11 protein-coding genes are annotated in these 12,478 nt (G+C 67.2%); 2 read left to right on the top strand and 9 right to left on the bottom strand.

The features are described from left to right. Window positions 1-99: 99 nt before the first annotated feature. The 7 genes from tsaD to ACQP2U_RS04825 form a co-directional block, all read right to left on the bottom strand. Entirely contained in the window at window positions 100-1,143 is a 1,044-nt protein-coding gene (tsaD, locus tag ACQP2U_RS04855) for a tRNA (adenosine(37)-N6)-threonylcarbamoyltransferase complex transferase subunit TsaD (protein ID WP_433713583.1), read from the bottom strand. After that, on the bottom strand, window positions 1,140-1,643 hold the full coding sequence (gene rimI, locus ACQP2U_RS04850) for a ribosomal protein S18-alanine N-acetyltransferase (RefSeq protein WP_397031606.1): 504 nt from the start codon (window positions 1,641-1,643) through the stop codon (window positions 1,140-1,142). Before rimI ends, tsaD begins: the two co-directional genes overlap by 4 nt. A 41-nt stretch (window positions 1,644-1,684) precedes the next feature. Further along, entirely contained in the window at window positions 1,685-2,398 is a 714-nt protein-coding gene (tsaB, locus tag ACQP2U_RS04845; protein WP_433713582.1) for a tRNA (adenosine(37)-N6)-threonylcarbamoyltransferase complex dimerization subunit type 1 TsaB, read from the bottom strand. A gap of 88 nt (window positions 2,399-2,486) precedes the next feature. After that, a complete protein-coding gene (gene tsaE, locus ACQP2U_RS04840) occupies window positions 2,487-2,939 on the bottom strand; it encodes a tRNA (adenosine(37)-N6)-threonylcarbamoyltransferase complex ATPase subunit type 1 TsaE (protein ID WP_433713581.1) in 453 nt (150 codons plus the stop codon). After that, window positions 2,932-4,005 (bottom strand): alpha/beta fold hydrolase, encoded by a 1,074-nt coding sequence (locus ACQP2U_RS04835; RefSeq protein WP_433713580.1) that lies wholly within the window; start codon window positions 4,003-4,005, stop codon window positions 2,932-2,934. The genes tsaE and ACQP2U_RS04835 overlap by 8 nt, the downstream gene beginning before the upstream one ends. Further along, window positions 4,002-5,141: an alanine racemase gene (gene alr / locus ACQP2U_RS04830; RefSeq protein ID WP_433713579.1), complete on the bottom strand. Its 1,140-nt coding sequence runs from the start codon at window positions 5,139-5,141 to the stop codon at window positions 4,002-4,004. The genes ACQP2U_RS04835 and alr overlap by 4 nt, the downstream gene beginning before the upstream one ends. Before the next feature lie 914 nt (window positions 5,142-6,055). Next, complete coding sequence (locus ACQP2U_RS04825) at window positions 6,056-7,540, bottom strand: NAD(P)H-hydrate dehydratase (RefSeq protein ID WP_433713578.1); 1,485 nt, start codon at window positions 7,538-7,540, stop codon at window positions 6,056-6,058. A 119-nt stretch (window positions 7,541-7,659) separates the two neighbouring features. On the opposite strand from ACQP2U_RS04825, the gene ACQP2U_RS04820 reads away from it, so the two are divergent. Further along, window positions 7,660-8,085, top strand: a complete 426-nt coding sequence (locus ACQP2U_RS04820) for a plastocyanin/azurin family copper-binding protein (protein ID WP_433713577.1) — start codon at window positions 7,660-7,662, stop codon at window positions 8,083-8,085. Between the two features lie 481 nt (window positions 8,086-8,566). Here the strand turns inward: ACQP2U_RS04820 and ACQP2U_RS04815 are convergent, their stop codons facing one another. Then, on the bottom strand, window positions 8,567-9,040 hold the full coding sequence (locus tag ACQP2U_RS04815; RefSeq protein WP_433713576.1) for a MarR family winged helix-turn-helix transcriptional regulator: 474 nt from the start codon (window positions 9,038-9,040) through the stop codon (window positions 8,567-8,569). 138 nt (window positions 9,041-9,178) lie between these two features. Here ACQP2U_RS04815 and ACQP2U_RS04810 point away from each other — a divergent pair, with 138 nt between their 5' ends. Further along, the gene (locus ACQP2U_RS04810) at window positions 9,179-10,375 is read left to right on the top strand and encodes an MFS transporter (RefSeq protein ID WP_433713575.1); all 1,197 of its coding nucleotides are present in this window, start codon (window positions 9,179-9,181) and stop codon (window positions 10,373-10,375) included. A gap of 196 nt (window positions 10,376-10,571) precedes the next feature. On the opposite strand, the gene glmS is transcribed toward ACQP2U_RS04810, so the two are convergent. Beyond that, entirely contained in the window at window positions 10,572-12,452 is a 1,881-nt protein-coding gene (gene glmS / locus ACQP2U_RS04805; protein WP_397031594.1) for a glutamine--fructose-6-phosphate transaminase (isomerizing), read from the bottom strand. Between the last annotated feature and the right edge of the window lie 26 nt (window positions 12,453-12,478).

Raw genomic sequence — 12,478 nt, 5'->3', positions numbered from 1 at the left:
CAGTCGAGTCTGGCTGGACAAATGATCATGTGGAAACTACGGCGGCAAAACGCGAGAGACTACCTCCACCAGTGTCACCTGATCTTGATTGCGTGGGGGTTAGGCGAGTTGGCTTATGGAGACGGGGAGGCCGGGGTCGGTGGCGACGGTTAGGGGGGATGGGGGGGCGCCGGCGGCGATTACGTGGGCGCCGAGGGCGGCGATCATGACGCCGTTGTCGGTGCACAGGCGGGGTTTGGGGACGCGCAGGCGCAATCCGGCTGCGGCGCAGCGCTCTTCGGCCATCGAGCGGATCCGGGAGTTGGCGGTGGCACCGCCGCCGAGGACCAAGGTGTCGACGCCGACGTCCCGGGCCGCGCGGACTGCCTTCATGGTGAGTACGTCGGCGACCGATTCCTGGAACGATGCCGCGATATCCGGTATCGGCAGTTCATCGGCGGTGAAGCCGTTGCACTGGGCCGCCTCGACGTAGCGGGCGACGGCGGTTTTGAGACCGGAGAAGGAAAAGTCGTAGCGGGGGTCGCGCGGGCCGGTCATGCCGCGCGGGAAGGCGATGGCCTTCGGATCGCCGTGTGCCGCAGCGGCATCCAGCGCGGGTCCGCCCGGGAAGCCGAGGCCGAGTAGCCGGGCGACCTTGTCGAAGGCTTCGCCCGCGGCGTCGTCGACGGTGCTGCCGAGTTCGACGATCGGCTCGGATAGATCCGTCACGTGCAGCAGATGCGTGTGCCCGCCGGAGACCAGCAGCGCGGCGCACGGCGGCATCGGGCCGTGTTCGAGAGTGTCCACCGCGACGTGTCCGCCGAGATGATTCAGTGCGTAGAACGGCACATCCCACGCTGCCGCATAGGCTTTCGCGGCCGCGACGCCGACCAGCAGCGCACCGGCCAGCCCTGGTCCGATGGTCACCGCGAGCGCGTCGGGCTTGCTGATGCCCGCAGCGGCCAGTGCTCGGCGCATCGCGGGCACGATGGCCTCGAGGTGTGCGCGCGACGCGATCTCCGGGACTACGCCGCCGAAGCGGGCGTGTTGTTCGACGCTGGAGGCGACCTCGTCGGCGAGTAGTTCGCAGGTCCCGTCGGGGTGCCGGCGCACAATGCCGACTCCCGTTTCGTCGCAGGAACTTTCGATGCCCATCACGATCACGACAGCACCTCGTTCGGTTGTGCCGATTCAGCCGGCCGCGGGCCCCAGGCCGGGTTTGCGGCTAGTTCCGGTCTGCGCATGGTGTAGGCGTCGGCGCCGCTGGGGTGGTAGTAGTTTTTACGCAGGCCGATGATGTGGAAGCCGTGCTTGGCGTAGAGCGCGATGGCGGGGGCGTTGTCGGTGCGCACCTCGAGGAAGACCGGACCGCCGCGCTCAGCGGCCTCGGCGAGTAGCGCCTCGAGCAACATCGTGCCGATACCGCCGCGATGACAGCCGGGATCGACGCCGATGGTATGCACTTCGGCCTCGGGATGTTCGGCATCACCGAGCAGCGCGATACCCGCATAGCCGACCATCCGCCCGGCCTCGTCGCGCGCGACGATATAGCGGTTGTGCGGCCCGGCCAGTTCCGAGCGGAACGACACCGCCTGCCACGGATCGTCCTCCGGGAACAACAGCTGCTCGAGTTGGACACAGCGCTCGATATCCGCAACGTCCATGGGCTCGATGCGAATCACGGGTCTGCTCGGCTGCACGGCCGTCACGCTCCCGTCCGGTCGAGCGCGCGATAACTCCGTTCGACCGCATCCGGTCTGCGCAAGTACAGCGGGATCAATGGTGCCGGCGCGGTGCGCGCCAGCAGTTCGGCAGCCGCGACCCGAACCAGACCGGCGGGCGACGGAGTCTCGACCGGGAGCACGGGCAGGTCGAACAAGTCGACGTGCGAGGCGGATCCGGCGACCATGGTGGCCTGCACGGGATCCAGGTCACCTGGCTTGCTCACCTCCGGGCCCTCGATGCGATATCCGTCACGGTAGCGAGCCCAGTACACCTCGCGACGGCGCGCGTCGGTGACAACGAGCAGTTCGCTCTCAGGTGTGATGTCGGGCAGCAGGGAGGGTTCGAGCACCGCGTCGGCGGCGATCGCATCGAGGCTGCAGACACCGTAGACCGGGATGCCGAGCGCGTCACCGAAGGCGGCGGCGGTCGCCATGCCGACCCGCAGTCCGGTGAACGGACCCGGCCCGATGCCGACCACGACGGCCTCTATATCGGCTCTGGAACGATCTGCCTCCGAGAGGCATTCGAGGATTTGCGGGGTGAGCACCTCGGCGTGGGCGCGGGCGTCGACCCGGACGCGAGCGGCGACGGTGTGCACCCGCGCTGGGGCGAGGTTGCCGGATGCGGCCTGCTCCAGTTCCACCAATCCCGCTGTTACGGCGGGTGTCGCGGTGTCGACGGCTAGTACAAGCATGATTGGCCCAACGATACCGGGTGGTACCTGCGCGCGGTGCGGAGCTACTCGGTCGTTACGGCACCCGGACGATCCGCCATCTGGCGAGCTAACCGACCCATTCCCAGATCGCGGTGCGGACTTCGGAATTCGGTTCGCGCGCGAGCAGCACATACAGGTGTCGCTCAGCGAGGTGTTCCACGACACCCTTGCCCCACTCGACCACCACGACCGCCTGATGCAGATCGGTATCGAGGTCCAGGGCGTCCAGTTCGTCCAGATCACCGGCGAGTCGGTAGGCATCCACATGCACCAGCGGCACCGGTGCTGCGCCCTGGCGCTGTCCTGCCCGGTGCTGGCGGGCGATGATGAAGGTCGGCGAACTGACCCGGCCCTGCACACCGAGGCCCTCGGCGATGCCGCGAGTCAGGGCGGTTTTGCCCGCACCGAGCGGACCGTCGAGTACTACCAGATCACCCGCCCCCAGTCCGGCGGCGAGTTCGCGACCGAAGGCCTCGGTGTCGGCGACCGTGGGCAGAATCCGTTGCTGCCGTTCAGCCACCGGCGACCTCCGCGATTGAGGGGGTGTCCTCGATCACGCCCGCCCGCATGAGCAGGCGGTCGAGTGCGGCGTTGACGATATCCGGGAACTGCATATGCGGCATGTGGGCGGCCTCATCGAGGCGGACGAGTTCGCTATCGGGCAATTCGCGTGCCAGCGCCCGTGAATTGCGGAACGGGATGACGACATCGTGCGCGCCACCGACTACCAGCACCGGCAGTCCCGCGAGCGTCGGCAGTGCGGCCGATTCATCGTGCAGTTCGATCGCCTTCAGGAACTTCACGATCGTTTCGACGGGTGTGCGGTCGATCATGAGCGTGGTGAAGCGGGAAAGAGTGGGGCTGACGTGCCCATGAAACGAACTGACGTGCAGTATCGGCGTGATCACATGCCGGACGGTGCTGCGCCCGGCCTGAACCAATGCCGGAGCGGTATGCACGGCCAAGCGGAAGCCGTCGACGGCCGGGTTACGCAGCAGTTGCGCGATGCCCGCCGAGGTGACCTCGGCGGCGGCGGTCGAGAGCAGACCGACGCCGATCACCCGCGCCGCGAACAATTCCGGGAACTGTGCCGCCGCGGCAAGTACCGCCATGCCGCCGAGCGAATGACCCACCAGGACCACCGGACCGGTCGGAGTGGTCGCCTCGATGACGGCCGCCAGATCGCGACCGAGCTGGGCGACGGTGCAGCTGTCGGTGGTCGGGGTGCCGGAGCGGCCATGACCGCGCAGATCGAAGAAGACCAAGCGAGCGCTTGTGCCCCACCGCTGTTCCAAGTCACGGCGCTGGAAGTGATAGGACGCCATGGAGTTGCAGAAGCCGTGCACGAAGATCACCGTGACGGGCGCATTGGGCGGACCGCATTCCCGGGTGGCCAGGCACACACCGTCTTCGGTGACCACCGCACCTGAGCGGTCCTCGTCCAGCAGGGCGAAGTTCTCGTCGCGGTACTCATCGACGCGAGCGGGCCAGAGCACGCGGGCACCGGCGCGGCGCAAAGCGTGGGCACTGGCCAGCGCGCCGACCACACCAGCGGTTGCCAGTCCGCCGCGGACGACTGATCTCATCGGATTCCCCCTATGTGGCGCCGTAGCACCCGGCCGTGGGGAGAGCACACGATCTCATAGTGGATGGTGCCGAGCAGATCGGCCCAGTCCTGGGCGCGCGGCTGGTCCGCGCCGAACATGATCGCGGTGTCGCCCTCGGTGACGCCCGCGGCATTGTCACCCAGATCGACGACGAACTGGTCCATGCAGATGCGCCCCACATTGGGGCGCAACGCGCCGCCGAGCCACACCGCGAAGCGGTTGCTCAACGGGCGGAACACACCGTCGGCGTATCCGGCCGGGATGAGGGCGACGGTGGTGTCGTGTGGAGCGATCCACTTGTGGCCGTAGGAAACGCCCTCACCAGCAGCGACCTGCTTGACCAAGGCGACCCGCGCTTGAAAAGTCATCGCTGGGCGCAGACCGAACTCACCGAGTTCGGGTATCGGGGTCAGTCCGTACATCGCGATTCCGGGCCGAACCATATCGAACGCCAAATCCGGGCGGGTGACCGTGGCAGCCGAGTTCGCGAGGTGGACCAGTTCCGGTTCGAGGCCGTGCTCCTTGGCGGCGGCGATGGCCTCGACGAATCGGTCGCGCTGGACGTCGAGGAAGGGGTGTTCCGGCTCGTCGGCGTGTGCGAGGTGGGAGAAGATCGCGCGGAACCGCACCAACTGTTCGTCCACCAGCGTGCGCAGGGCCGCCAGCACCGCCGGGTACTCGGTCGGTGCTATGCCGTTGCGGTTGAGGCCGGTGTCGACCTTGAGCGAGACGACCGCGGTTCGACCGGTTGCGCGCGCCGCGGCCTCGATCGCACGCAGATGATCAAGCGAGGAGACACCGATCTCGATATCGTGCTCGATCGCGGCGCCGAAGTCGGCATCGGAATTATTGAGCCAACACAGGATCGGCGCGGTGATCCCGGCGGTGCGCAACTGCACCGCCTCGGCGACCGTGGTGACCCCGAGTTCGGCCGCCCCTGCCACCAACGCGGCCCACCCCACCTCAACAGCGCCGTGGTTGTAGCCGTCGGCCTTGACCACCGCCATCACCGCCGCATCCCCCGCATATTCACGCAGGACCCGCACGTTGTGGGCAATGGCATCCAGATCGATAACCGTCTCCACTTGCGCCTCCACGCTTAGTGATCCTGCCATTCGGCGCCTGGCTCGCGCGAGGGCGTCGGTTCATGTCCAAGCGGAGAGGGCGCGCACGACGCGTGATGACGAGGCGGCAGCGGCAGTTGGCGGCGAGCGCAGGTAGAACGCGAACGGCCGCACGGTTACCGAGACCAGCGCGTCTGGTGGGTCGTCGAAGTGGCGTCCAGGGCAGCGCACGTCACTTCGTGTCGAGCGTGGGTGAGGTGGGATTGCCGCACGAAGGTGGTCGAGTGAGAGCAGACGCGGAGGTGGGGGTTCTCAGGGCGGCGAAGGCATAGAGGCCGCCGGTTGCGGTTGCCGAGACCCGTGCATCTCGCCGGGGTCGCCGATGCGGCAATGAAGGCGCGGGCCGGGCCAGCGCGCGCCATTTCCCCGCAACCGCGCGCAAGGTGCGGATTGCCGCACGCAGATGGTCGAGGAGAGAAGACACGGAGATGTGGTTCTCATGGGCGGCGAAGGCATGGACGCCGTTGTTGCCAGTCGCCGGCCCCGTTCCCGGCTGCCTGTCCCACCGTTCCCGGCTGCCTGTCCCGTTCCTGGCTGCCTGTCCCGTTCCCGGTCGCCGGTTGCCTGTCCCCGTCGCCGGACGCCTCTCCCGGACGCCGGTCGCCTGTCCCGGTCGCCGGACGCCGGTTGCCTTTCCTGGTCGCCGGACGCCGGTTGCCTGTCCCCGGACGCCGGACGCCGGACGCCGGTCGCCTGTCCCCGGACGCCGGACGCCGGACGCCGGACGCCGGACGCCTGTCCCCGGACGCCGGACGCCGGACGCCGGACGCCGGACGCCTGTCCCCGGACGCCGGACGCCGGACGCCGGACGCCGGACGCCGGACGCCGGACGCCGGACGCCGGACGCCGGGACCAGCGCATACCGCGAGGCCATCGAGGCGGCAATGAAAGTGGGCCAGCGCGCGTCACGTCCCCGCAACCGTGCGCAAGGTGCGGATTGCCGCACGCAGGTGGTTGAGGAGAGGGGATGCGGAGGTGGGGGCGGCGGATGGGTGGTTTTCATGGGCGGCGAGGTTGGCGGCGAGGGCGTGGACGCGGGCGGCAGCGGCGGCGGACCAGGCGGGGTCGTAGCCCGCGGCGAGGAGGGCGCCGATGATGCCGGACAGGACATCACCCGCACCGGCGGTGGCGGCCCAGGAACCACCTGCTTCGTTGACGAGTACGGGGCGACCGGGGCTGGCGATGAGGGTGGCTCGGCCTTTGAGCAGGACGGTCAGTTGCCAGGATTCGGCGAGGTCGCGGACGGCGGCTACCCGGTCCTGGCCGAGCTCTTGTCCGGTCAGGCGGGCGAATTCGCCTGCGTGCGGGGTCAATACGGTGGGGGCGGTGCGGCCGCGGACCAGGTCGGGATCGCCGGCGAGCAAAGTCAGGCCGTCGGCGTCGACGACGACAGGAAGGTCGGTTGCGAGGATTTCGCCAAGTCGTTTGTGGGCGTCGGTCTCGGTACCGGCGCCAGGGCCGAAAACCCAGGACTGCACTCGGCCGGTGGACGTGATGGTCTGGGCGGCAATTACTTCGGGAAAATGGCCGAGGACCTCGGCCGAGCCGGTTCCGGCGTAGCGAACCATGCCGGAGGTGGCCGCGACGGCGGCGCCGGTGCACAGGACAGCGGCGCCGGGATACGTCGCGCTGCCCGCACAGATACCGGTGACGCCCTGGGTGTACTTGTCGTCGGTTGGTCCCGGAATCGGCCACCGCGCACCGATCTCCGCTGGCTCCAGCGCCGCGAGATTCGGTTCGGGTAGTCGTAAACCGATAGGTACCAATTCGATTCGGCCGCAGTAGGGCGCGGCCAAGGCATGCACCGGCTTATAAGCGCCGAATGCGACCGTGACCTCAGCGCGGACAGCAGGGCCGGTGATCGCGCCGGTGTCCGGATCGACTCCGCTCGGGAGATCGGCTGCGATGATCGGAACGTCCAGAGCGGCAACGAGTTCCGCGGCGCTTGGACGGAGGGGGCCACGGCCGGAAATGCCGACGATACCGTCGATTACGAGGTCGGGTGCAGCCGAATTGATTTCGTAGTTCGCGCCATCGGCACGCAAAACATCCGATGCAGTTCGAATCCGACCGCCTGCCTTGCGCAGAGCGGCAAGGCCTTTCGCGTGCGCGCGTTCCGGATTCAGCAGCACGGCGGTGACAGCGGCGCCGCGGCGGCGCAGCATCGATCCGGCCCAGAGCACGTCCCCGCCGTTATCGCCGGAACCGACGAGCAGCAATACCGACCTGCCCGCGATGCCACTGGTCCGCGCGCGCAACTCGCTCGCGACCACGGTCGCCAATCCGTAGGCCGCCCGATGCATCGGCATGCCCTCGGGGACGCGGGTGAACAGCTCGGCCTCGGCCACGCGCACTTCATCTGCGGTGAAATAGCCCCGCTGGCTTGACATGAACGCTCGCCTCCACTGCGTCGATCGGGCACTGCGGTTCCGCTGGTACGGGGATACGCCGAAGCGCAACGTCATGCGCTGCGCTGGCCCGCACCGTCAGCAGACTACGCTTGGCCGTCATGCCGATCGTGCGCCACGCGATGTCCACCCGGATCGCAACCGGATCCGTCCTGGCCGCGACAGTACTGCTGGCAGGCTGCGGCTCCGGCGATACGAACTCGACCCCCACATCGACCACCGCGAAGTCCGGCCACACGACGACAACCACCAAGTCCGGCGATCCGAAAACCGCTGCGGTCACCGTCGATGTCACGGATATGAAGTTCTCCCCCGCCGATGTCACCGTCAAGGTCGGCGAGACCGTGACCTGGAAATTCAAGGACGCCGTCCCACACACCGTCCAAGGCATCGGCGATAAGGCCATGGGCATCAATAGCCCGATCTTCGACAAGGGCGAATGGAGCTACACCTTTTTCGCCCCCGGCACCTACCGCTACCTGTGCTCCCTGCATCCTCAGATGCGCGGCACCGTCACCGTCGAATAGCCGAGCTCCTTCTCCGGCTCCCAGCAAGCGCGGACGCAGGGGTAATCGCGCTCGGATGGATCGAGCACGAAGGCATTTCCGCACACCAGCGTCAGGCCAGTCTTCCCAGCGGGCTGATGGGAAGTTGAACAGATGATGTCCACAAGCACAGCTCCAGCGGCGACGATCACGGCCCAACCACCGCAGGGCATCATCTGCCGCCCGATACACATTCCGGCGTGAGCGCAGACGACCCATCCTGAGCCGCACCATCACCATCGAAGTAGAGCCTGGTCAGATCCCCGGAGTCTCCGCCACGATCACACCCCGCTGGCGCATGACACTCGATACACGTTCCGAGCCGAACGCGGGGGTCGGATCATCCGTCGTTCAACCCCGCGCACCATGTTGAGCCGATTCGGACCACTTGTCCCCCATGGCAGCAGGCACATGCGACCAGCGGGAGGGGCAGTGTGTCCGCCACTGGCGCGCCGACGAAAGATTACGTCTGCGGAATCCGGGCAGCGTTGGTGTTCATCGCTTCCACGGCGGCGACCAGCGGGGCGAGTTCAGGGTCGGCGGCGGCTTGGCCCAGAGCGCTGGACAGGGCGGTGTCGTGGGTGGGACGGGCGCGGGTCAGTAGTTCCAGGCCCGCGGCGGTGACGTCGGTGTAGATGCCGCGGCGATCGTCGGGGCAAAGGTAGCGCTGTAGGAGGCCGCGGTCTTCGAGGCGGGTGACCAGGCGGGTCGTCGCACTCTGGCTGAGCACCACGGCTTCGGCGACTTGATTCATGCGCAGGTGACCGCCGGATCCGTCGTGCTGGCGGCTGAGCACGACGAGCAGCGAAAACTCGCGCACGCTCAGCTCGTGACCGGATTGCAGGGCGCGTTCGATATGCGCCTCGATCCGATCGTGCAGCAGCGACAGTGCGTACCAACCATCGGCCAGGCCGGTCAGGGCGGCATCCGCGGTCATGACGTTCCTTCGCGTCGGGGGTCGTACGTCCAGGATAGATGAAGCACGCAATAGCCCGCGTTTGCAATTAACAAGCGTCTGCAATTATTGTTGACGCTTGTAAAGCTCAGGCGCAACATCACGTGGAGGCTCGCGCTCATGCCGCTCGCACTACTCGCCCTGACACTCGGGGCCTTCGGAATCGGCACCACCGAATTCGTTGTCGTCGGACTGCTGCCCGATATCGCCGACACCTACACGGTGTCGATCCCCACGGCAGGTCTGCTGGTCACCGGGTACGCGCTCGGCGTGCTGGTAGGCGCGCCGATCATGACCGGGCTCGGCACCCGGGTATCCCGCAAGCGCATGCTGCTCGTCAGCCTGTTGCTGCTTATCGCGGGCAATGTATTGTCCGCGCTCGCACCGACTTTCGGTCTCATGCTGACCGGACGCATCGTCGCCTCGCTCGCACACGGCGCCTTCTTCGGCATCGGATCAGTGGTCGCCGGAAATCTGGTCGGCCCGGAACGCAAGGCCGGTGCGATCGCCATGATGTTCACCGGACTGACCGTCGCGACCATCGTCGGCGTGCCGCTGGGTACGCTGCTCGGCCAGCAGTTCGGTTGGCGGCTCACCTTCCTGCTCGTCGCACTGGTCGGCCTGGCAGGTCTGATCGGCGTCACCGTGCTGGTGCCCGAACAGCCCGCACCTCATGACGCGCGCCTGCGTCACGAACTCGCCGTGCTCGCCAACCCGCAGGTGCTGCTCGCAATGGCCATGACCGTGCTTGGCTTCGGCGGCGTCTTCGCCGCGATCACCTACCTCGCACCGATGATGACCGAGGTCACCGGCTATGCGGAGAGTTCGGTCACCTGGCTGCTTGTCCTGTTCGGCATCGGCTTCTTCCTCGGCAATCTGATCGGCGGCAAATTCGCCGACCGCCATTTGATGCCGATGCTCTACACCACCCTCGGCGGCCTCGCGCTGGTGCTCGCGCTGTTCACGCTCACCGCACACAACAAGGTCGCGGCCGCCATCACCGTCGTCCTGATCGGCGCCCTCGGCTTCGCGACCGTCCCGCCGCTACAGAAGCGCGTCCTCGATCAGGCAGGCAATGCGCCGACCCTGGCCTCGGCCCTCAATATCGGCGCCTTCAACCTCGGCAACGCGATCTCCGCCTGGCTCGGCGGCGTCGTCATCGCCGCGGGATACGGGTACACCTCACCCAACTGGGTCGGAGTCATCCTGGTCGTGAGCGCGCTGTGTCTGGCGGTCGTGTCGGGCAATCTCGAACGTCGCGGTGCCGAAACGCCAAGCGAGACAACCGAAACTCTGGTCACGGCTGGCCGGTCCTGAAACCTCGTAACCGGCGGCGCTGATCGATCGTCGCCGGTCACGACTGTCCACGCCGAACTACATCCAGGTCGCAACGGCGTAGCACAGACTTCCGGTCTCACCGCCGTGCCCTCGCCCTTGTCGAAGGTTTCACCGCCGTCCTGTCGAGCAAGCCACCGCAGCTCCCCCGCCGACAGCACATAGCCGAGCCTTCTCGCTATTCGACAGTGACGGACTTGGCCAGGTTGCGCGGCTTGTCGATGTCGTACCCGCGGGCCTGCGCCACTTCGGCAGCGAAGATCTGCAGCGGAACAGTCGACAGTAGCGGCTGGAAAAGGGTTGGTGCCGAAGGGATTTCGATGAGGTCGTCGGCGAATGGGCGCACTGTGTCATCGCCTTCCTCGGCGATGACGATGGTGCGAGCGCCGCGGGCTTGGATCTCACGGATATTGCTGAGCAGCTTCGAATGCAGCACCGCGCGTCCCTTGGGTGAGGGCATGACGACGATCACCGGCAGCCCCTGCTCGATCAGCGCGATCGGACCGTGCTTGAGCTCACCCGCCGCGAAACCCTCGGCGTGCATGTACGCGAGTTCCTTGAGCTTGAGCGCACCCTCCAACGCCACCGGATAGCCGACGTGACGGCCGAGGAACAGCACGGTCGGCACGTGCGCCAGTTCCCTGGCGATCGCGCGCACCTGCGGAGCGGTCTCCAACACCTGCTGCACCAGGTGCGGCATCGCCTCGAGTTCAGCGAACTCGCGCGCCACCTCATCCGGATACTTGGTGCCGCGTGCCTGCGCCAAGGCCAGCCCGACCAGGTAGTTCGCGGCCACCTGCGCCAGGAATGCCTTGGTGGACGCGACGCCGATCTCCGGTCCGGTCCGGGTATAGAGCACCGCATCGGACTCGCGCGGAATCTGCGCGCCATTGGTATTGCAGATGGCGAGCACGCGCGCCTTCTGCTCCTTCGCGTGCCGCACCGCCTCGAGCGTGTCGGCGGTCTCGCCCGACTGGGAGATCGCCACCACCAGCGTGGACCGGTCCAGCACCGGGTCGCGGTAACGGAATTCGCTGGCCAGCTCGACTTCGACAGGCAGCCGGGTCCAGTGCTCGATCGCGTACTTGGCCAACAGTCCGGCGTGATAGGAGCTGCCGCAGGCGACGACGAATACCTTGTCGAAGTCACGCAGTTCCTGATCGGCGAGGCGCTGCTCGTCCAGCACGATCCGGCCACCGGCCTCGTCCTGGGTGAAGTGGCCGATCAGCGTGTCGGCGACGCCGGCGGGCTGCTCCTCGATCTCCTTCAGCATGAAGAAGTCGTGCCCGCCCTTCTCGGCGGCGGCCAGATCCCAGTCGATGGTGAACGGTCGGGTCCGTGCCGATGCGTCGTTGCCCGCGAAATCGGTGACCGTATAGGTGTCGGCGGTGATCACGACGGCCTGGTCCTGGCCGAGTTCGACGGCCTCGCGGGTGTGCTCGATGAAGGCCGTGACATCGGAGGCGATGAACATCTCGCCCTTGCCGACACCGACAACCAGCGGCGTCGAGCGGCGCGCGGCGACAATGACGTCCGGGTGGTCCGCATGGGTGAAGACCAGTGTGAACGCACCCTCCAGCCGACGCAGCACGGCCAGTGCGCTAGCCGCGAAATCACCCGCGGTCGGTCCCTTGGCGTATGCGCGCGACACCAGGTGCACAGCGACCTCGGTGTCGGTATCACTGCTCAGCTCGACACCGGCGTCTTCGAGCTCCCGGCGCAGCGGCGCGAAGTTCTCGATGATGCCGTTGTGCACGACGGCCACCTTGTTGCTGGTGTCGCGGTGCGGATGGGCATTGCGGTCGGTCGGCGCGCCGTGGGTGGCCCAGCGGGTATGCCCCATGCCGGTGGTACCGGCGAAGTGGTCGGTCCCGATTTCGGTGAGTTCGGCCTCGAGATTGGCCAGTTTGCCCGCCTTGCGTTCCACCGCCAACACACCCGCGCCATCCAGGATCGCGACACCCGCCGAGTCGTATCCTCGATATTCCATGCGGCGCAACGCGTCAACGACAACGCCGAGGGCATCCCGGTATCCGACGTATCCCACGATTCCGCACATGGCTCATCAGAGTACTTATCGGATAA

The organism is Nocardia sp. CA-084685 (assembly GCF_050955785.1).
Taxonomy (GTDB): domain Bacteria; phylum Actinomycetota; class Actinomycetes; order Mycobacteriales; family Mycobacteriaceae; genus Nocardia.
Note: the sequence above shows the minus strand (reverse complement) of the source record. Positions and strands in the feature narration are given on the sequence as shown.